This is a genomic window from Chryseobacterium sp. JM1 (assembly GCF_000737715.1).
Classification (GTDB): domain Bacteria; phylum Bacteroidota; class Bacteroidia; order Flavobacteriales; family Weeksellaceae; genus Chryseobacterium.
Genome location: NZ_JPRN01000003.1, coordinates 525,736 through 546,912, shown reverse-complemented (window position 1 = coordinate 546,912; position 21,177 = coordinate 525,736). Strand labels below are relative to the sequence as shown.

The 21,177-nt window shown below is 36.9% G+C and carries 22 protein-coding genes; 1 reads left to right on the top strand and 21 read right to left on the bottom strand.

The window, feature by feature from the left end; genetic code table 11:
- Positions 1–76: 76 nt before the first annotated feature.
- The 20 genes from IW22_RS07540 to IW22_RS07445 all read right to left on the bottom strand — a co-directional run bounded on the left by IW22_RS07540 (position 77) and on the right by IW22_RS07445 (position 18,876).
- Complete coding sequence (locus tag IW22_RS07540; protein ID WP_034725393.1) at positions 77–1,093, bottom strand: T9SS type A sorting domain-containing protein; 1,017 nt, start codon at positions 1,091–1,093, stop codon at positions 77–79.
- A gap of 252 nt (positions 1,094–1,345) precedes the next feature.
- Positions 1,346–2,266, bottom strand: coding sequence for a T9SS type A sorting domain-containing protein (locus tag IW22_RS07535; protein ID WP_165571868.1), 921 nt, complete (start codon positions 2,264–2,266; stop codon positions 1,346–1,348).
- 138 nt (positions 2,267–2,404) lie between these two features.
- Entirely contained in the window at positions 2,405–3,784 is a 1,380-nt protein-coding gene (locus IW22_RS07530) for a dipeptidase (protein WP_034725390.1), read from the bottom strand.
- A 493-nt stretch (positions 3,785–4,277) separates the two neighbouring features.
- Positions 4,278–4,556 (bottom strand): hypothetical protein, encoded by a 279-nt coding sequence (locus tag IW22_RS07525; protein ID WP_034725389.1) that lies wholly within the window; start codon positions 4,554–4,556, stop codon positions 4,278–4,280.
- A 137-nt stretch (positions 4,557–4,693) separates the two neighbouring features.
- Positions 4,694–5,842: a THUMP-like domain-containing protein gene (locus IW22_RS07520; protein WP_034725388.1), complete on the bottom strand. Its 1,149-nt coding sequence runs from the start codon at positions 5,840–5,842 to the stop codon at positions 4,694–4,696.
- A gap of 183 nt (positions 5,843–6,025) precedes the next feature.
- Positions 6,026–6,352 (bottom strand): GxxExxY protein, encoded by a 327-nt coding sequence (locus tag IW22_RS07515; RefSeq protein ID WP_081873909.1) that lies wholly within the window; start codon positions 6,350–6,352, stop codon positions 6,026–6,028.
- A 30-nt stretch (positions 6,353–6,382) separates the two neighbouring features.
- Positions 6,383–6,823, bottom strand: coding sequence for a DinB family protein (locus IW22_RS07510; protein ID WP_034725387.1), 441 nt, complete (start codon positions 6,821–6,823; stop codon positions 6,383–6,385).
- Between the two features lie 112 nt (positions 6,824–6,935).
- Positions 6,936–8,099, bottom strand: coding sequence for a methylmalonyl-CoA mutase family protein (locus IW22_RS07505; RefSeq protein WP_034725386.1), 1,164 nt, complete (start codon positions 8,097–8,099; stop codon positions 6,936–6,938).
- 221 nt (positions 8,100–8,320) lie between these two features.
- On the bottom strand, positions 8,321–8,677 hold the full coding sequence (locus tag IW22_RS07500; RefSeq protein ID WP_034725385.1) for an FtsB family cell division protein: 357 nt from the start codon (positions 8,675–8,677) through the stop codon (positions 8,321–8,323).
- Position 8,678: 1 nt separating this feature from the next.
- The gene (gene udk / locus IW22_RS07495; protein ID WP_034725384.1) at positions 8,679–9,293 is read right to left on the bottom strand and encodes a uridine kinase; all 615 of its coding nucleotides are present in this window, start codon (positions 9,291–9,293) and stop codon (positions 8,679–8,681) included.
- Between the two features lie 138 nt (positions 9,294–9,431).
- Positions 9,432–11,279: a T9SS type A sorting domain-containing protein gene (locus tag IW22_RS07490; protein WP_051891142.1), complete on the bottom strand. Its 1,848-nt coding sequence runs from the start codon at positions 11,277–11,279 to the stop codon at positions 9,432–9,434.
- Between the two features lie 135 nt (positions 11,280–11,414).
- Entirely contained in the window at positions 11,415–11,720 is a 306-nt protein-coding gene (locus tag IW22_RS07485; RefSeq protein WP_051891141.1) for an ATP-dependent Clp protease adaptor ClpS, read from the bottom strand.
- 14 nt (positions 11,721–11,734) lie between these two features.
- Positions 11,735–13,093, bottom strand: coding sequence for a hemolysin family protein (locus IW22_RS07480; RefSeq protein WP_034725383.1), 1,359 nt, complete (start codon positions 13,091–13,093; stop codon positions 11,735–11,737).
- Between the two features lie 353 nt (positions 13,094–13,446).
- The gene (gene atpG / locus IW22_RS07475) at positions 13,447–14,316 is read right to left on the bottom strand and encodes an ATP synthase F1 subunit gamma (RefSeq protein ID WP_034725381.1); all 870 of its coding nucleotides are present in this window, start codon (positions 14,314–14,316) and stop codon (positions 13,447–13,449) included.
- Between the two features lie 66 nt (positions 14,317–14,382).
- On the bottom strand, positions 14,383–15,960 hold the full coding sequence (atpA, locus tag IW22_RS07470) for a F0F1 ATP synthase subunit alpha (protein WP_034725380.1): 1,578 nt from the start codon (positions 15,958–15,960) through the stop codon (positions 14,383–14,385).
- A gap of 17 nt (positions 15,961–15,977) precedes the next feature.
- Positions 15,978–16,517 (bottom strand): ATP synthase F1 subunit delta, encoded by a 540-nt coding sequence (gene atpH / locus IW22_RS07465; RefSeq protein ID WP_034725379.1) that lies wholly within the window; start codon positions 16,515–16,517, stop codon positions 15,978–15,980.
- Positions 16,518–16,519: 2 nt separating this feature from the next.
- On the bottom strand, positions 16,520–17,017 hold the full coding sequence (locus IW22_RS07460; protein ID WP_034725377.1) for a F0F1 ATP synthase subunit B: 498 nt from the start codon (positions 17,015–17,017) through the stop codon (positions 16,520–16,522).
- A gap of 85 nt (positions 17,018–17,102) precedes the next feature.
- Positions 17,103–17,297 (bottom strand): ATP synthase F0 subunit C, encoded by a 195-nt coding sequence (gene atpE / locus IW22_RS07455; protein WP_002979108.1) that lies wholly within the window; start codon positions 17,295–17,297, stop codon positions 17,103–17,105.
- A 47-nt stretch (positions 17,298–17,344) separates the two neighbouring features.
- A complete protein-coding gene (atpB, locus tag IW22_RS07450; protein WP_034725374.1) occupies positions 17,345–18,445 on the bottom strand; it encodes a F0F1 ATP synthase subunit A in 1,101 nt (366 codons plus the stop codon).
- 59 nt (positions 18,446–18,504) lie between these two features.
- The gene (locus tag IW22_RS07445) at positions 18,505–18,876 is read right to left on the bottom strand and encodes a hypothetical protein (protein WP_034725372.1); all 372 of its coding nucleotides are present in this window, start codon (positions 18,874–18,876) and stop codon (positions 18,505–18,507) included.
- A 188-nt stretch (positions 18,877–19,064) separates the two neighbouring features.
- Between IW22_RS07445 and ffh the strand changes: the two genes are divergently transcribed.
- Positions 19,065–20,426: a signal recognition particle protein gene (gene ffh / locus IW22_RS07440; protein ID WP_034725370.1), complete on the top strand. Its 1,362-nt coding sequence runs from the start codon at positions 19,065–19,067 to the stop codon at positions 20,424–20,426.
- 70 nt (positions 20,427–20,496) lie between these two features.
- Here the strand turns inward: ffh and IW22_RS23600 are convergent, their stop codons facing one another.
- A complete protein-coding gene (locus IW22_RS23600) occupies positions 20,497–21,153 on the bottom strand; it encodes a porin family protein (RefSeq protein ID WP_081873908.1) in 657 nt (218 codons plus the stop codon).
- Positions 21,154–21,177 lie beyond the last annotated feature (24 nt).

The following is a 21,177-nucleotide window of genomic DNA, read 5'->3' as shown; positions in this document are numbered from 1 at the left end:
TTTTGAATTTTAATGCTCTAAAATAACAAAAACGCTCCAATTGAAGCGTTTTATATCTACTAAGATTTATCAGTACTTATTTTTTTATGAATTTTTTAGACCATGTATTTCCTTTGGTTTCAATACTAAGAATATAAGTTCCCGGACTAAGATTCCTTACATCAATTTTATCATGATCAAATTTGGCGTGCATCTTTCTTCCTGTTATATCAACGATTTCAGCTTTGGTAATCTGTGATTTTGATTCTACCGTAACAAAATCAGTTGCGGGATTAGGATAAATTGAAATATTATTTTCTTGTACTATAGCCTCTTTTGTCCCTAGCACGGCATTATTAGTAGCGGTTAGCATATAGTTGTCGAAAGAAGTGATATGAGCTACCGTATTTCCCGCATTAACCACTGAAACGAAATCCATTTCAAAAGGATCTACCCCAGCTGCAGCCGGTATATAGTTTGCGGCAGGGCTATAAAGCATTCCTCCGGGACCTGTCCATACCACTGCCCCTGTCGTTTTATTAAATGTACATTTTAATGTAATCCATGTATTGGCAGGATAAGTATAGGTATTGGGCTCCAGATAAAAAAGGATGTTCCCTGTTACCCCCGTGGTCGTATTGGTATAGTTTGCTATGCCTACCGTTCTTCGCGAAGCGTAATCATAGCCGGCACCAAGCAAGGTTTTATGAGTTGTCCCATCGTAAACTAAAACCGTCGCTCTACCTGCACCACCGGTAGCACTTCCTGTGTATAAATTAAATTCAAGTTTAAGAACATCATTTCCTGTTGTTCTTGCTGCCCACGCTGCCCCCAGTCCTTTCTTCCACATATACTTTGTTCCGGCTGCCGTTGCGCTTCCGGTAAGCTGCAAAGATTTGTCGTGAGCGGCATCTATACTTACAATCTGTGCTTCTGAATTAGATCCGTTTGCAAAATCAGTATAAAATCCACCCTGCCCGGGGTCAGTCGCAGTGATATCTGTACCCACATTCCCTATAGTATAGGAATTAAAATGATCGCTTTCTAAAGTCTGGGCATTCAATATCTGGCATAAAACCAGTAAAAGCGCATTAATTGATAAAATTTTTCTCATAACCTATTTTTTAATTTGATATTATTATTTATATCATTCTTTTATAAGTATAAAATTCTTTTCATCAATGTTGAGCAAAGCTATTCTGATAACAGTAAATAATCAATCCTTAAAAAACAGTAATTATTTCTACCTGCTTTCAGGTATTTAAGATGTTTTGAGGGTGCATTTGTTAGATATTCTATTTTTATTCGTTACAATAAAAAAACGCCTCAAGTGAAGCGTTTTACTGATCTTAAGATTTGTCGTATCTTACTTTTTAATGAATTTTTCTGAAAAATTGCCGTTCTCTGTTTTTATATTGATCAAATATAAGCCTGCCGGCAGGTTTCTGACTTCCACTTTATTATTTTCTACTATTGCCTGCACTTTTTTTCCTGTGGAATCATACAGCTCAATGCTTTTTATTTTACCGGAAGAATTGATTTTAATAAAATCGGAAGCAGGATTAGGATATACTGATACTCCATTTTTATAGGTCGCTACATTGGCCGTAGACAGCATAGCTGCATTGTATACCTTAAGATGATCAATATATGCCGTTCCGTCTGCATTATCATGGACAAAACGCAGCTGATTGATCCCTACTGTCTCTGCAGCTGAACCGGTAAAGATTAAAATTCCATTCAGAAAATATTTAACCTCTGTAGAAGTTCCTGCTACGGTAAGCCGGTACCACATATTGGGTGACCATGTTGCAACAGTAGGTTCCATAACAGGCATTCCTGAAGACATTTTCAGGACTTTAACCGTTCCTGTATGATCAAAATCCACTCTGACCACATATTTCTCGTCTGCGCTGCTCAATCCCTGAAAGCTGAAAATAGAACCGTTAAGCTGAGACATATTGATATCAAAAGAAACAGTAAAACTGTTATGAGAAAGTACTATTGGAAGATTATCAAATGCTCCGATAATGGGAATAGATTGAGTTCCATATGTATTTTCTTTTACAATCTTCAGAGAATTCACCCCATCTGTTGCATTATCTATACAGATTAACTGGTTGAGCACATTGGGAGGCACATCCCCGGTTGGCGTACTGATCCAGGTTCCCTGACCATGGATGTCTCCTGTATAAAATCCATCTGAATTTTCAAAGGAAATGATCTGCTGCTGTGCAAAGGAAATCACTGAAAACAAGCAGAGTGCGGTAGAGTAAATTTTTTTCATAGCATTATTTTTAGGTTGAACTAAAAATAAATACATCCATTAATTAAAAAAATATCATTTGATAGGGATATTATCATAAAAAAGTATAAAGCGCTCCGATGTTGGAACGCTTTACACAATATCATTATAAAATATTAATTATTTAGAGTAATTTTCGAAGAACAATGGAATACTTTCAATCCCTTTGTAGAAATTGAACAATCCGTAATGTTCATTCGGAGAGTGAATTGCATCGGAATCAAGCCCAAAGCCCATTAATACAGACTTAGCTCCCAATACTTTTTCAAACATTGCTGTGATCGGAATACTTCCACCGCTTCTGTATGGAAGAACTTCTTTACCGAACGCAGTTTCCATAGCTTCTTTAGCTGCAAGGAATTCCTTCGTATCACTTGGCAATACATAAGGCATTCCTCCGTGGTGAGGAGTTACTTTTACTTTCACATTATCAGGAGCAATCTTTTCGAAATACTTCGTGAATTTTTCCGTGATCTCTTCCGGAGTCTGATAAGGAACCAGACGCATTGAAATTTTAGCAGAAGCTTTGGAAGGAATTACTGTTTTAGCGCCTTCTCCAGTGTATCCACCCCAAATACCATTACAGTCTAAAGTAGGACGAATAGACGTTCTTTCAAGCGTTGTATAGCTTTTTTCACCTTCCACTCCGCTCAGTCCGATAGATTTTTTGAACTCTTCAGGATTATCTTTCAGTTTATTCATATCCGCTCTTTCAGCGTCTGATACTGTTTCTACATTGTCGTAGAATCCGTCGATGGTGATATGCCCATCTTCGTCAATTAGTTTGGCGATCATTCTCGAAAGTACGTGAATAGGGTTTGGAACCGCTCCTCCGTAAAGTCCTGAGTGAAGATCTCTGTTGGGTCCTTCGATTTCAACTTCTACATAGCTCAACCCTCTTAAACCTGTAGTTACCGTTGGCTGTTCGTTGCTGTAGATATGTGTATCAGAGATCAGGATACAGTCGCAAGAAAGTTTTTCTTTATTCTCATTCACGAAGTCGCCAAGACTCACAGAACCTACTTCTTCTTCCCCTTCAAGGATAAATTTAACGTTGCAAGGAAGTGTGTTGGTCTTCATCATCGCTTCAAAAGCCTTCACATGCATGAAAAACTGTCCTTTATCATCGGCAGAACCTCTTGCGAAAATCGCTCCTTCAGGATGAAGCTCCGTTTTCTCAATATAAGGTTCGAAAGGTGGTTTTTTCCATAATTCCAGCGGATCTGCAGGCTGTACGTCATAATGTCCGTATACCAATACCGTAGGAAGGTTTTTATCTAATATTTTCTCTCCGAAAACAATCGGATAGCCTTTTGTCTCACATACTTCAACCTGATCTGCTCCTGCATTTCTAAGATGTTCTGCACACACGTCCGCACATTTCAATACATCATTTTTATAAGCCGGATCTGCAGAAATAGAAGGAATTCTCAGTAACTCAAATAATTCATCCACGAAACGCTGTTTGTTTTCGTTAATGTAATTTAATGTCTCTTGCATTTTAAAAATTTGTTTTGTTAAAAGTAAAAAAATTGGTCTGCAGCAGCAAACAAAAACAGATAATTTTCCGAAGAACTGTTATTATTCAGGCTCAGTTTCAAAACTTGGGGAGTAAAATAAATTTAATTAAACCTATCAGAGTCTGTTTAAGATTGATCTTATTTTTCTTAACCTCAATAAACTTTAGTTTATTTCTTAATTTAAACATTAAGGATTTAAGCAGTACGCTTACTGTTTGAATGAAGAAATCAATAAATTGATTTTTTTAAGTTCTTTAAGCACCCTATCTTTTAAGATCTTAATTTCTTAATGTTTATAATATTTTTTTTAGAAAAATAAATCGGATCACCTGCAACACTTAGGGGACAGATAAAGTCTTTTCCAAGTGATAAAAAAGCTTATCTAATTCTTAAATTTTGAATTTGATCCATTAAATTCCGTACAAAAAATGTCCTGCATTTCGGCAGGACATTTTTATATCGTGTACTAATAATTAGTGTTCAGCTTTAGGAGCTTTTGCAGCTTCAGCAGGCTTTACAGAAGCAGTACTGTCTGTTTTAGGAGCTGTAGCTTCATGCTTTTCAGCAGGAGCCTCTTCTTTGTGTCCTGCAGCAGCTTCATGACTGTGTGCTTCACCTCCGCCTTGTGCGTCGTCAGAATATCTTTCTACCCCTTCTTCCAGTTTCAGTGTATTTTTGTTTCCTCCTGCCTGGATCTTTTTACAGCTTACAGCTACCGTCGCAACAGCTAAACATATAATTAATTTTTTCATATGTAAAATTTATTTTTTAAAGGTCATATGGAATCGCATTATTTTAGCCGTTTATCATTATTTTAACAGCAAGCGATTTCATGCTTAATTTTTTAATTGCCCAAAATTAAGAAATCCTGCTTTTTGGGGCAACATTTTTACACTGATTTTAAAATAATTTTGCCTTTTTTGGATTGTGTAAAAATAAGATAGCCCTTTCCGCCATCTTTTAGCCCGTATTTCTTTTTGATATCTTCCGGTTTTAAAGGATAATTCTTTGATATGATATTGAACTGCACTTTCTTTTTAACCTGTTTAGATTCAATTACTTCCATCTCTATTTCTCTTCCCGGAAAATCACTGATCTTTTCGGAAGAAGTGTAAATATGGGTATTGGGATGAAGTTTTTTTAACCCAAACCTTTCTGAGATCAGATTAAAAACGCCGGCTTTTAAAATAGCATTATTGGGAATATAGATGAATTTTTCGGGTTCAGAATACAATGCCTGGCTATTTTCTTCCTCTCCAAAGGTAAAACTAAAGGCAGATTCTCCGCTTTCAAGATTGATGCAGTTTACCTTAATTCCTTCTTCTTGTCCGTTGGAGAGGAAAATAACGACTTCTTTCACATCATTTCTTACCGCTATTATTTCGATTCTGAAAATGCCCGGGACTACTGAAACAAGATATTTCAGATCGATCAAGGGAGAGAGTTTTACCACTACCTGATCTGCCGTGGCAAGTAATTTTTCTCTGATCTGAAGGATATCCGGTGAAAGGTCTTCCAATAGAAATACCTTATTTTTATTCTGATCTCTTCTCGCAGGATCCAGATAGATAACATCGAAATGTTCCTGATTGGTCTGTAAAAAATCTTCCAGATTTTGATTGATGAATGTCGCTTTTCGTTCTAAAATGCCCCAGTTATGCTCTACAATGTTCAACAACTCCTGATTCTGTTCCACCAAAGTGATTTCCTCAAAATTTTGAGATAGATAATAGGCATCAATTCCAAAACCGCTCGTCAGGTCAATGAATTTCTTTCCTTTAAGAATTTGGGATTTATAGTCTGCTGTTTTCTCTGAAGAGGACTGTTCCAGATTTAGCTGCGGTGGGAAAATAATTTCTTTCTTTAAAAGAAAAGGGAATTTCTTCTGGGCCGTTTGTTTTCCTTTGATCTGCTGGACAATTTCAGACATGGAGACATCCGGAAATGGAGATTTTTTTAATAAGAGTGTATGCAGATCTGTATTTAGATTTGCATTGATATAATTTTGAATTTCTTTGTTGATTAATTTATTTTCCAAGGTCAATCAGCTTTTTATGTTTAACCACAGATTGCACAGATGATTATGTATATAGTTGATACTCTTTTTTAATAAAAGTATATAGATTTAATTTTAACATATTAGAAATATGCATTTTGCAAGAAAATTAAGCATAGACATCTGTGAAAATCTGTGAAATCCGTGGTTCAATAATCTATTTTTTTAATATTCTAATTTTCCGTTTATTTTTCTGAAAATACTTTTACTGATATAATTTGTATTGAAATTCACCAGAATACCTAATTTTAGGTTGGTTAGCTTTAAATATGTCAATAACTGCTGATGGTGTATATTCACTATTTCCGTAATGGCTTTTACTTCTACAATTATTTTACCTTCAACAATCATATCGGCAATAAACCCAGAATCAATAATCACATCTTTAAATTTGAGATTCATTGGAACCTGAGTTCTTACGTTCAAACCATTATTTTCAAGTTCATAAGCCAGAACTTTTTTATCTGAAAAATCTGTGGGAGCAAAAAGCACACTTCAAACAACCTCTGTCAACAATAAAATTTACCTCTTATAAAAAATATAATCCGTCAACAATGGATCAACTTCATTCTGTTTTAGTAGTGAATTGATTTGTCCTCTGTGATAGGTGGAATGATTGATGGCATGGAACAGCATTTCAAAAATACTGTTTTCAAACTTTGTTCCTTTTGAATTTTGATATTCTATCCTTTTATCAAGGTCAGATTTTTGAATAATATCAATGCTTTTCTTTAAATTCTGATGATTGATTTCTTCCAGAGATTCAAGAGGATTGATCTGCCAGACTTCAAATGATTCTTCACCCAATATCCGTGAATTCCAGATCTGTTGGGCATTAAGCGTATGATTGATCAGACTGATCGTTTTTTCATCCACTTTTGTGATGTTTTCAGAAATAGCTTTAATCATTTCTCTGTTGAAATGATGCGTGTATTCAAATAGGTCGATCAGCTTTTCTTGCATTGGTTGGATATTATTTTTTTAACCACAGATTGCACGGATTTTCACAGATGTTTGCGTTTAATTTTTAAAAATTAAAAAGCTGCACATGTGTACAATAAAAGAACAGGTGAAATTACTCAAACATTTCAGCCCAACGTACGGCTTTTATTTCCTTTTCGCTGTATAGATCTTGAATGGATCTTTTAACGTCCAATTTGGGGTATAAATTAACTCCAATCAGCTTTATTTTCCCTTCTTCCACCCATTTCTGTTCTTCAACAGCATGATCATAAATTTTTTTCTGAACCACTCCCTGATTTAAAAGCGCAATATAACCACCTGCTTCTTCCATTTCAACAAACAGATCCCATGCTTTTTCTGCAATCTGGCTGGTGATATCTTCTACATAATAACTTCCGTTCGATGCATCTTCAAATACATTGATGATGCTCTCATAAGCCAGAACAATCTGCTGCTTGAACGAGATTTCTTCCGAAATGTCCGTACTTCTGTTCACAAGATAATTACTGCTGAAAACGGCATCTGCTCCTCCGATCATGGCAGCAGCAAGCTCCAGTGTTGAGCGGATCAGGTTGTTTTCATTGTCTGCCACCGCTTTATTTCTCAAAGAAGTTTCAGCAAAAATATAAGGAACGTCATTTAAACCATACTCTCTGGAAAGCTGGTTAAAGACTATTTTAAAAGCTCTCAGTTTTGCCATTTCAAAGAAATAATTTCCTCCTACAGCTATTCTGAAAATCAGTTTATTTAAAATTTCAGGACCATATGCTTCAACAAGTTCCTTTGTTTTTGACAAAGCAATTCCTAGTTGCTGGTAAATCGCTGCTCCTGCATTTTGATGAAGTGAAATATCCACGCAGATATTCCTTTTGAAATCTTTGGCCAAAAGTTCTTTAGCCAATTGGTCATCAATATTCCCTTCGTTTTCGTTAAAAACATCAATTAAAGAAAAATACTGATCTTCTTCCTGCGGGCTGATATGGCCGGCCAGATCTTTATTATTAACAAAAAGCGTTTTCTGCTCAAGCGTTTCTACATTATGGTCTAAGATAAACGCAAATACATCCTCTTCCAGACTTTCATGATATCTTGCTACCAGATGAGTATTTTCTTCCACTTTTGGCAGGTTGGCCAACGGTTTCTGAACTTCACTGTAAAAAGGTTTTACCTCTATTCCTTCCAGATTTTCTTTCTTTAGGATAGAATAAATATCTTCTGTTTTAAGCTGTTTTTTAACTAAGGCTTCCCAGTTTGGAAGTATATCTGTATTGGACATTGGCTATTTGTTAATGGTCAATAGTGAATGGTGAATTTTGCTCCGCAAGTCAATCTTGAATCTCTATAAAAATTGACAATTGACAATTCACTATTGACATTATTATTACTTTATTTTGTGAATGGTGAATTTTGCTCCGCAAGTCAATGGTGAATCTATAAAATTGACGATTGACAATTCACAGCAAAGCTAATTGACTATTCACTTTTTCAAATTTCAAATTATTTTTTTGCCTCATTGGCACTATCTACTACCAGGATAAAGATTTCTTCATCCGGTTTTTTCATAAAATAGTTTTCTCTGGCGTATTTTTCTTTTTCCGACTTATTGTTCATCAGCTTTTTATAGAAAGTATCGTTTTTGTCGTATTCCTTTTTATAGTATTCCAGCTGGTCTTCATATCGGCTGATTTCGCCGTTCAGTTCATGAATAACAAGGAAAGAGGTTTTATCAAAGAATATCATCCAGACCAGAAACATACAGATGGTAATGGTGTATTTATTCAGAACATATTTCTGAATAACTTTCAATGTTTCAGACTTTGGCTGGATGTCTTTAATAAGTTTGTTTTCTTCCATTTTAATGTTTTCTCAACGAATTTTTAATAACAGTAGTTAGAAAATCAATCGCTACGGAATTCTGTCTCATATTTGGAATGATCAAATCTGCGTCATTCTTTGATGGTTCAATAAATTCCTGATGCATCGGCTTCAAAGTGGTCTGATAACGGTGAAGGACTTCACTCAGGTCCCTTCCCCTCTCTTGGGTATCGCGCCTGATTCTCCTGATCAGTCTTTCGTCTGAATCTGCATGAACGAAAACTTTTAAATCGAATTCCTTCAGCAGCTCTTTGTTCGTAAGGACCAGAATACCTTCTACTACCAATACATTTTTAGGTTCTACAGTGACGTGGTCGCCCGTTCTGGAATGCGTTACAAAGCTGTAAATGGGCTGTTCAATAGGCTCATTGTTTTTTAAAGCTTTCACATGTTTTATCATTAAATCGAAATCTATAGACTTTGGGTGGTCGTAGTTAAGCGCCTCTCTCTCGGTCAGTGTCAGATTCGGGTTATCGTGATAATAATTATCCTGAGAAAGGATATTCATTCCTTCGATATCAAGCTGTTGCAGTATCTTGTCAACAACTGTAGTTTTGCCGGATCCTGTACCCCCAGCAATTCCTATTACAAGCATTCTTTTTTTGTTTCTTTATAGTTGGTACAAATATACTATTTTAGATGAATGCAACTAAAACAATCCTTCTACAAATTGGTTTAAAACAAAAAAATCCGGTGTCTGAGCACCGGATTTTAAAGATTTTATTTAAGATTTTTATTTCTTGATGAATTTCGCAGATAATTCAAGGCCTTTTACGGTCAGGATATAGTTTCCGGACGGAAGGTTTGAAATATCAATTTTATTTCTGTCGCTTCCTATTGTGGTTTCCATCACTTTTCTGCCTTCCATATTGAAGATTTCGGCTTTTTGTTCCTTATTTCCTTTCCATGAAACAATCAGCACATCAGAAGCAGGATTTGGATATACCGTGATGAGACTTTCTTTTGCCACTTCTTTTGTGCTCAGTACACAGCTGTATTCCGGAAGTACATATCCGGCCGCTGTAAATTCTTCTGTCATCACCGTAATATCACTACAAGTGAACCCGAACTGCCCCAACATATCAATTCCTGCCTGTCTTACGGCAATAGCTGCATTTTGCTGATTGGTCGTTGAAGTGGTTAAGTCCAATCCTTCCAGAAAAGCTCTGTCTGTTTTTTCTTTTCCTATTCTATTCCAGATTCTCATTAATGCAGAAGCCCAAATTTGACCTTTTGTATGTATTGCTCCGGTTCCTGGATATAAAACCGTGTAATTTGTGATTCTACCTGCCCAATATTGGTTATGGCCATCCCAGTTAAACATCCACTGATACTCAGGAGCTGTGGAAGGCCATTGATTTAAACTCCGGCTGTAAGACTGTGCCCAATAATCACCACACCCTTCGCTTAGCCCATCTGCATTTGAAGATCCTCCCGCAAGCCAGTGATGAACTCCGTGTCCTAATTCATGGATAATCACATCTGCATCCTCTCCATCATCTACACCTCCCTGGCCGAACTGCAGCACTCCGGAAGAACTATAACTTGAATTATCAGCTCCGTTTAAGGCGTGGGGATCGTAAAGAACAGCCCCTCCATTCGTAGTCGGTCTACAGATGATTCCCAATGTTTCATTGATGTATCTCATGCTTTTATCCACGTGCCAGAAAACATTGACTGCCTCAAAGCCCAGTTCACTTCTATTGAATAAAAACTGGTTGCTGGCCTGAGTAAATAATCCTGTATTGGGGGCACTTATGTTGGCAATTTCCACATAAGCATTCTTTAATTTGTAAACGTTACTGGCAAATTCAATATCTGATAAATTGACCAAAGTTCTCGCATTATCAAGACTCGCGTTGGTGGCATCATTGTTATCTAAAAAGTTACCGGCATAAGCTGATCCGGTTTTTGACAAGGGATCCGGATCAAAAACATAGCCTGAACCAGAACCTTTAAAACTCGTTTTTTTCTGTGTATTAGTTGCTTTATTTTTTTTATCATGATGAGGATCATCTTCGTGTCCGCGATGGTATACGGCGATGTCTTTTACACTTATTACAGCGCCTGTTTTTGCATCAATGATTGTTTCCCAGCTTCCAGGGTTATCATAAGGATTAATGACTGCCCTGTACACCAGTTTTGTATCTCCTTCATCGGTAACATAAACGAAGAGCTTATTTTCCTGATAAGTAATCTCACCATCTGCTTTACTGCTTACCATAGCCTTTTTAAAAGCATCAGCAGCAGATATAGAAGGAGTCGTATTCACTTCCTTCAGATTTTTTTTCAGGCTTTCTGTACCGGTGTAGCTTAATTTGCCTTCTTTATTGAAGTGTACTACAATTTCAGACTGAAAAACAGGAACGCCTTTTATCATCTGCTGAAAACGCAGTGTTTCGCCTGTATTCCTTTTACGTACTGAACTTAATGTAAGTTCGCTAAATCCCGGAATTCCTAAATTTCTTGTGTTTTCTTTGATCCAGCTTTTAGCTGGTGTTTCAAAAGATGATTCCTGAGCATTTAATGCAGAACAGCATAATATACCACAAAGAATCAGCGAAGTAATTTTTTGTTTCATTTATATATATTTTAAATTAAGGTGTCTTGATTGCTAATATATATAAATTTATTCTAATTTATCACTAATAAGTGCGTAAATGTTTTTAAAAATTGCATTTTAAATAAAAAACTCTACCAAAAGGCAGAGTTTCATTTATACTATTTCGCTTGTCAATTCTCTTGAAAGCAGTTTTTCATGCATCGGTTTCAGAAGATCCAGGGAGCCTGTTTTTACAGTGCATTTGCCTTTGTAATGCACCAGCATGGTACATTGCTCTGCCTGCTCCAGAGTATGTTTGCAGATCTCAACAAGACAGTCGATCACATAATCAAACGTGTGAATGTCATCATTGTGAAGAACCAGCTTATACACTTCATCCGTATCATCCAGTACCAGTACTTCTTCTTCATACTGACGTTTCGGATCTTCGTAATCTTTTATGCTGTTATAAAAAAACATTTCTTTTTCTCTCTTTAAACTTCACCTAATTTATCGGCCAGATCACTGAGTACATTCGGGCCTTCATACACTAATTCTACAAGTTCCACACTCTTGTTATTCATTTTCAGAATTTTGAAGTGGTAGTTCTCCAGGTCAAATTCGTCATTTTCTTCCGGAATCTCTTCCAGTTCGTGCAGAATGAATCCTGCCAGGGAGTTGTATTCACTTTCCTCAGAAAGAGGCAGCTTTTTAGGAAGATGTTCATTAATCTCGTCCAATGGCTGTGTAGCCTGAACCCAATAGATATTATCTCCAATCTTATCTACCAGTTTGTCTTCATCATCCTCTTCATCCTGGATCTCTCCTACCAGCTCTTCCAGAATATCTTCCAGAGTGATAATCCCTTCAGTTCCTCCAAATTCGTCGATAACGATGGCAAGGTGCTGTTTTTTCTGCTGAAATATCTTAAGAAGGTCGGAAATCTTTTTACTTCCCACCACGAAAAAGGCATCACGCATCAGATCTTTAAGATCCTCATGGCTTAAATCCCCTTTTCTTTTCACATATTCTCTGATAATTTCTTTCGTATAGAAAATACCAATCACATTGTCTATGGAATCAAGATACACCGGAATACGCGAATAACCGCTGTCCATGATCTTATTGATGATTTCGTTGATATCTTCTTCAAAGTCAATTGACGTGATATTCTGTCTTGGAACCATGATCTGTTTTGCGGAATGATCTGTAAAATCAAAAGCATTTTTAATGATCTCATAGTTCTCCTCTTCAATCTCTCCGCTGTCTGCACTTTGCTTTACCAAAAGCTGAAGCTCTTCCGTAGAGTGGATTTCCTGTTCGGAAGCCGGATGTATTTTTACCAGCCTTAAGAAGGTATTCGACATCAGGTTCATCAACCAAATAAACGGTTTGAAGATGGTATAAAAAACTCTCAACGGTACTGCTGTAGCCATTGTAGTCGCTTCAGATTTTCTGATTGCAATTGATTTAGGAATAAGTTCCCCGAATACAATATGCATCACTGTGATCAGCACAAAACTGGTTACTACTGAAATCGTAGTAATGGTAGATTGAGTGAGTTCTACGCTCAAAGAGTGGAAGATACTTTCAACTACATGATGCAGAGCGCTTTCACCTACCCAACCCAAAGCAAGAGATGCTAAGGTAATACCAAGCTGTGTAGCGGACAGGTACTCATCAAGATGCTTGATAATATGCTCTGCCTGCTTTGCCATAGAGTTACCTTCGGCGGCTTTTAACTGGATTTGTGAATAACGAACTTTAACAATTGAAAATTCTGCGGCTACGAAAAAGCCATTGAGTAAAACAAGAAATAAGGCTAGCAAAAGCCTGACTATGTCCGAGTCCATTTAGAAGTTGTATATTTTTAGGATACAAAGATAGATAAAATAAAAATAACCTGCATTGGGGTTAAGATATTTTGGGAATGTAATTTTCTAAATTGGAGGATAGAAGCAAAAAAAAGAAGGCCTCCAGAGTATTAAAAATTCAATTAAAAACTTTTTTGAACAAGGAATACATATTCGGAAAGATCGCAAGTTTTACAGCCCAAGGAAGAACAAAAGAGTGATTCATTCTGCAATAAAATAATTAAAAAACCAAAAGTAACAAAAACTTTCACCATCTCACTCCAGGAACTTTAATTATACAAAAAAAAGCACCGACCGTGTCGATGCTTTTGTATGATATAAAAAATAATTCTTTATGAATTTTTCAAAGCTTCTGCTCCTGAAACGATCTCTAAGATTTCGTTCGTAATAGCAGCCTGTCTTGCTTTGTTGTAGAAAATGACAAGGTCATTCTTAAGCTCCTGTGCGTTGTCAGTTGCTTTGTGCATTGCTGTCATTCTCGCACCGTGCTCAGACGCTACAGAATCTAAAACAGCTTTGAAAACCTGAGTTTTAATAGACTTTGGAATCAAATTATCCAAAATCTCAGCTCTATTCGGCTCAAAAATATAATCTGTTTCTACCTGAGGCGCTGCAGGATCCGCTTCTGCCATAGAAATAGGCAAAACCTGTTCTGTAGTTACTTCCTGGGTAGCAGCATTAATAAATTTATTGTAGATGACATAAACTTCGTCAAATTTACCTTCTTTGAAACTGCTCATAGCTGCTTCAGTAAGGTGAGAAACTGCTTCAAAGTTCAGATTATCAAAAACGGCGCTTTCATTTGAGTAAACTGCACGAGTTTTTCTTACAGCATCGTAAGCTTTTTTACCAATTGTAAGAACTTCAACCTCATATTGAGCTTTATTCTGAAACTGGATGTTTAGCTCCTTTACAACATTAGAGTTGAAAGCACCAGCCAAACCTCTGTTTGAAGTTACAGCGATGAAAAGTACTCTTTTAACCTCTCTTTTTTGAGCATAAATAGAAACCTGATCAGGATCTGAACTAGAATTTACATTCTGGATGATCTCCTGTAGCTTTTCAGAATAAGGTCTTAACATTACGATTGCATCCTGTGCTTTTTTAAGTTTCGCAGCGGAAACCATTTTCATAGCACGTGTGATTTGCATCGTAGATGAAATTGAACTGATTCTTCCTCGTATTTCTTTTAAGTTTGCCATTTTATGTTTTCAATGTATAAAGTTTAAGGTTCAAAGGCCAGCTTCAAACCTTAAACATTGAATTTTTTAGTTATATTTAGATGCTAAGTCGTTAGCCGCCTGCTTAAGAACGCTTGTAATATCGTTGTCGATTTTACCCGCTTTAATAGCTGCCATTGTATCAGGGTGCTTAGATCTTAAGAACTCAATATATTCTAATTGGAATTCTTTTACTTTTTTGATAGGAACGTTTCTCATTAAGTTCTCAGTACCTGCATAAATCATAGCTACCTGACTGTCTACAGGAAGTGGAGAATTTACCGGCTGCTTAAGAAGCTCTACGTTTCTTTCTCCTTTAGAGATTACTGCTAAAGTAGAAGCATCAAGGTCAGAACCGAACTTAGCGAACGCTTCCAATTCTTTATATTGAGCCTGGTCTAATTTAAGAGTACCAGACACTTTTTTCATTGATTTGATCTGAGCGTTACCTCCTACTCTCGATACAGAGATCCCTACGTTGATCGCAGGACGAACCCCTGAGTTGAATAGATCAGACTCCAGGAAGATCTGTCCGTCTGTAATAGAGATTACGTTCGTTGGAATATACGCAGAAACGTCACCAGCCTGAGTTTCGATAATCGGAAGTGCAGTTAATGAACCGCCTCCTTTTACGATTGGTCTTAAAGATTCAGGTAAGTCGTTCATCTGGCTCGCGATATTGTCATCAGCAATTACTTTCGCTGCTCTTTCCAATAGTCTTGAGTGAAGATAGAAAACGTCTCCAGGATAAGCTTCACGGCCCGGTGGTCTTCTCAATAGTAGAGAAAGCTCACGGTACGCTACCGCTTGTTTGGATAAATCATCATAAACGATCAATGCCGGTCTACCAGAGTCTCTGAAGAACTCACCGATAGATGCACCTGCCATTGCAGAATACACCTGCATTGGAACCGGGTCTGATGCGTTAGCCGCAACGATTACAGTATATGCTAAAGCTCCTTTATCAGAAAGGGTTTTAACGATTTGTGCTACGGTAGAAGCTTTCTGACCGATGGCAACATATATACAATATACAGGCTGTCCTGCATCAAAGAATTCTTTTTGGTTGATGATCGTATCAATCGCAACAGTAGTTTTACCTGTCTGTCTGTCACCAATGATAAGCTCTCTCTGACCTCTTCCTACAGGGATCATAGAGTCGATCGCAACGATACCTGTCTGTAAAGGCTCAGTTACCGGCTGTCTGAAGATAACTCCAGGAGCCTTTCTTTCCAATGGCATTTCGTATAAATCCCCAGTAATAGGACCTTTACCATCGATAGGGTTACCAAGAGTATCTACTACTCTTCCTAACATACCTTCTCCTACTTTGATAGAAGAGATTCTGTTTGTTCTTCTTACTGTATCTCCTTCTTTTACTAATTTACTTTCCCCAAGTAGAGCAACACCTACGTTGTCTTCTTCAAGGTTAAGTACAATACCTTCTACATCACTAGCAAATTTAACCAACTCACCGTACTGTACATTTTCTAACCCGTATACACGAGCAATACCATCACCGATGGTTAAAACTGTACCTACTTCCTCAACGTTAGATTGAGTGTCGAAGTTGGCCAACTGTTGTTTTAAGATCGCAGATACTTCTGCCGGATTTATTTCTGCCATTATATGGTTGTTTTTTCTTAATTTAAATGAAAATCTTTTTTAATCTGATTCAATTTGGTTTTCACAGATGCATCGATCTGCTGATCACCTACTCTTAAAATGTACCCCCCTAAAATATCAGGCTTCACATTTACATTAAGATCAAAGTTTGAATCTGCTTTTACCAGATTGGTAGATCTTAAGATCTGATCAAGGTTCTCTTGAGAAAGCTGAGTCGCAGTAGTAAGAGTAATTCTCTGTACCCCGTTGATATCCTCTACCTTATTGATGAACTCCTGAGCAATATTTTTCAACTGGTTCACACGCCCGTGCTTGATCACTAGTCTGATCAGGTTCTGCGAAGAAACTGAAAAATCCTTAAAGATCTGGTCTGCTACCTCTATTTTCTTTTTTGCATCAATGTAAGGCGTACCGAAGAACTTGTTCAAATCCGCAGATTGAGACATGATCTTCACTACATCTTTCATTTCAGAAAATACAGCAGCTGTCTGACCTGATTCATTGGTGAAATCAATCAGTCCCTGTGCGTATCTTTTAGCTACTTTAGATGTAAGCATTCTTAGTTAAGGTTAGATTTGTTTAAATAATTTTGAACTAATTCGTTTTGAGCTTCGTTGTTATCCAACTTCTGCTTAAGGATAGATTCAGCGATGTTTACAGATAAAGCACCGATTTGAGTTTTGATGTCTGCCATAGCAGCATTTTTCTCAGTCTGGATTGTTTGCTTAGCTGCTTCAATCATTTTGTCGCCTTCATTTTTAGCTGCATCTTTAGCCTCACCTACGATTCTATCTTTAATTTCTCTCGCTTCTTTAAGGATAGCATCTCTTTCGATTTTAGCTTCACGAATAATTCTTTCGTTATCCTCTTTTAAAGTCTCCATTTCTTTTCTTGCCAATTTAGCCTGATTAAGAGCATCAACAATAGAAGTTTCTCTGTCATTGATCGATTTTAAAATAGGTTTCCAGGCAAATTTGCCTAACAAAAATAATAATGCTAGAAAAATAACAGACTGGATAATAAATAATCCTGATGAAAACTGGTGAATTAATTCCATTATATAAATGTATAAATAATTATTACTTTTTTTCTTAAAAACCATTACCTGTAACCAACCGTTACGGGTAATGGTTTGATTTTAATTAGTTTACTGCGAATAGAGCAGCAAACGCAACACCTTCAACAAGTGCAGCAGCGATAAGCATAGCTGTTTGGATTTTTCCAGATTGCTCAGGTTGTCTAGCGATAGCTTCAAGAGCAGCAGCTCCGATTTTACCAAGACCGATACCTACACCTAGTACTACGATACCAGCACCTACAATTTTAGGGATTTCCATAATATATAATTTTAAAAAATTTGTTTTACTTTAATTTACAATTTCAATTAGTGAGCTGCATGATGTTCGTGCTCGTGCTCCTGTACTGCCATTCCGATGAACAAAGCTGATAACATCGTGAAGATATAAGCCTGTAGGAATGCAACCAATACTTCCAATAAATAGATTACTAACGTTAAGAACGGGAATGCAACACCAGCTGCGAAGTTCTTAAATACGTAGATCAATCCGATCAAACTCATTACTACGATGTGTCCTGCAGTCATGTTGGCAAAAAGACGGATCATCAATGCGAAAGGCTTAGTAATCGTTCCTAACAATTCAATTGGTAACATGATCAGCTTCATTGGCACAGGTACTCCCGGCATCCAGAAGATGTGCTTCCAGTAATCTTTGTTAGCAGAGAACGTCGTGATTAAATAGGTAAGGATCGCAAGGAAGAATGTCATGGTAATATTACCTGTAACATTGATTCCGAAAGGCATTAATCCTAATACGTTAAGGAATAAGATAAAGAAGAATACCGTTAACAGGTAACCCATAAATCTTTTATACTTGTGTCCGATGTTCGGGATCGCTACTTCGTCTCTTACGAAAATGATTAAAGGCTCTAAGAATCTTGCTGCTCCTGTAGGAACTACTGATTTCTTGTAAGACTTAGCCATTCCAGCAAACACTACCAGCATAAAGACAGATACTAATAAAAGAATAAGTACACTCTTTGTAATGGAAAGATCTAAAGGTCTTTCGTTAGTAGGAAAACCATCTTCACCAAGTGTTAAAGTTCCCGCTGCATCCGTTTTGAAAATTTTCTCGTGGTGCAGTTTATAATAAGAACCGTCTACTTCAGTAGTTTCACCGTGCATGAAACCTTCTTTACTGTTGCTCATAAAAGCGTGGATTCCGTTATCATAAAAAATAACCGGAAGAGGGAATCCGATGTGGTGACCATCTTTATCCACCATCAATGTAAAGTCATGAGCATCCAACAAGTGATGATCGATGAACTCTTTGTTTTCTTTACTTGCTTTGTCTTTTTCTGAAAGCTCCTGTGCTGGAACTGTTCCGGCAGCAGCCTCACCGTGCTGTGCAGACACTAAGTTTAATACAAAAATACTGTAGAATAAAACTGCGAATTTCTTAAACATTGATAGGTTTTTTTCGTTGTGCAAAAATATAATATTTTTTCTATTTTCAATAAATAATTTTACTGTTTTTTGTCATGATTAATCAGCTTAATCGCATAGTAGGTAAGCAGCGTGGTCAGGACGAAATAAGGGATAATGAAATGAAATTTATAGCCTGGAATCACTTCAAAGTTCAATTTCTTCCTGATTAAGTACATTAAACCGAATTTTAAAAGGATCAAACCAATCACAGACAGCCCTAAAAATTCCGGCACTACCCTATTAATTAAAACAATCATTGTAATCATCAGCATAAACATTACACTTAAAAAAAGATAAAATTTAACAATAATAATCTCATCTAAGTGAAAAACAAATTTCCAAAGGGAAAAATGGATCAGAAATGTTAAAAAGAATAATACCGTAACTAAGATATTAGGATTTAATTTCATTATAAACTTATTTTCAACCTCTATTCTGCGAGGTTTATTTTAACTGATCGCAAAAATAGACTTTTTCTATCGTATTTTCATACGATTTGATTTTTATCATTTTTTCTATATATATAATATTACGTGTCCGAACACTTTGCATATGCTAAAAATTCCTTATTTTTGCAAACCTATAATTTACAATAAATATGTTTAATAGTTTACAGGATAAATTAGACAAGGCTCTACATAATATTTCCGGACGCGGAAAAATCACAGAGATCAACGTAGCGGAGACCGTAAAGGAAATCCGTAGAGCGCTGGTAGATGCCGACGTTAACTATAAAGTTGCAAAAGATCTTACCAAAAGAGTTCAGGATAAAGCTTTAGGGCAAAACGTTCTTACTTCCCTTACACCGGGACAGTTGATGACGAAAATCGTTCATGACGAATTAGTAGAACTTATGGGAGGTTCTCAGGAAGGCATCAATCTTTCAGGGAAACCGTCTGTGATCCTTATTGCGGGTCTGCAGGGTTCCGGTAAGACGACTTTCTCCGGAAAACTGGCTCATCATTTAAAAACAAAAAGAGCAAAAAAACCTTTATTGGTTGCCTGTGACGTTTACCGTCCGGCTGCTATTGACCAGCTTAAAGTATTGGGAGGCCAGATCGGAGTTCCAGTATTTACAGAGGAAGGTTCTACCAATCCTTCTACCATTGCTGAAAACGCGATTGCTTTCGCAAAGGCAAACGGTCATGATGTAGTAATCGTGGATACCGCAGGACGTCTTGCGATTGATGAGCAGATGATGAACGAGATCAAATCTGTACATTATTTCATCAAACCTCAGGAAACTTTATTCGTAGTAGATTCCATGACGGGTCAGGATGCTGTAAACACAGCTAAAGCGTTTAACGATGCTTTGAATTTTGACGGTGTTGTTCTTACCAAATTAGATGGTGATACGAGAGGGGGTGCTGCTTTAACGATTCGTTCAGTAGTAGAAAAACCGATCAAATTCATCTCTACCGGTGAGAAAATGGAAGCTTTAGATGTTTTCTATCCGGAAAGGATGGCAGACAGAATCTTAGGAATGGGAGACGTTGTTTCCCTAGTAGAAAGAGCTCAGGAGCAGTTTGACGAAGAAGAAGCAAAGAAACTACACAAGAAGATCGCTAAAAATGAATTCGGTTTTGACGACTTCCTTAAGCAGATCAACCAGATCAAGAAGATGGGTAATATGAAAGACCTTATGGGAATGATTCCTGGGGTTGGAAAAGCCATCAAAGATGTTGAGATCAGCGATGATGCATTCAAACATATTGAAGCAATCATTTATTCTATGACTCCGGACGAAAGAAGAAGACCTTCTATCATCAATACCCAGAGAAAACAGAGAATTGCAAAAGGAGCAGGAAGAAAAATCGAAGATGTGAATCAGCTGATGAAGCAGTTTGAGCAAATGGGGAAAATGATGAAGATGATGCAGGGACCTCAGGGAAAACAGATGATGCAGATGATGAGCAAGATGCCAAACATGCCTGGAATGGGCGGAATGATGGGCAAATAATAAAGCTTACAGCCACAAGACATAAAAAAACTCTCAGAAATTCTGAGAGTTTTTTGTTTTGTTTTATGCCTTATTTGAATTTGTATCCCAATCCGATCTGGAAGAAATTCATTTTCAATTTTTCGTCGTTTACAGGATCTTTGATCATGTTCGTCAGTCCGAAACTGTAACGTGCATCTACGAATAATCCTTTGTATACGTTATAATCAGCTCCAAAGAAAAGTCCGAAATCTGTAGATTTCAAATTATCATTGAACGCTTTTTCAAGATATTCCTCTCCAGCACTGATCCCTTGTGGATTAGACATTGCCCCGCTCACTTCGATTTTTGCCGTTGTATTGGTTTTAAAACTCACATATGGACCTGCATAAATACCCAATTCCGGAGTTGCATAATATCTTGCGGATACAGGAATTACAATTCTGTTGAAGTTTAATTTTTCAGTTACAGAAACTCCTGCAGGCATTGACACTTTTGCTGTTCCTCCTAAATTAGCATATTCCACTTCTCCCTGAAGAGCAAATTTACTGCTCAGTTTGTGCTCAACCAAAGCTCCTACATAGAATCCGGATTTTGATTTTAAATCCCCTGAAATCCCTCCAAATTCAATACTATTGTCGTTAGAATTCAGTTTAGAAGAAGCATAACCTGCTTTTACACCAAATGTTGTCTGTGCATTCATGCCTGCAAAGAAAGCAAGCGCCGATGCCAATAAGATTTTTTTCATGATTATTATTAAAAATTTTATTTT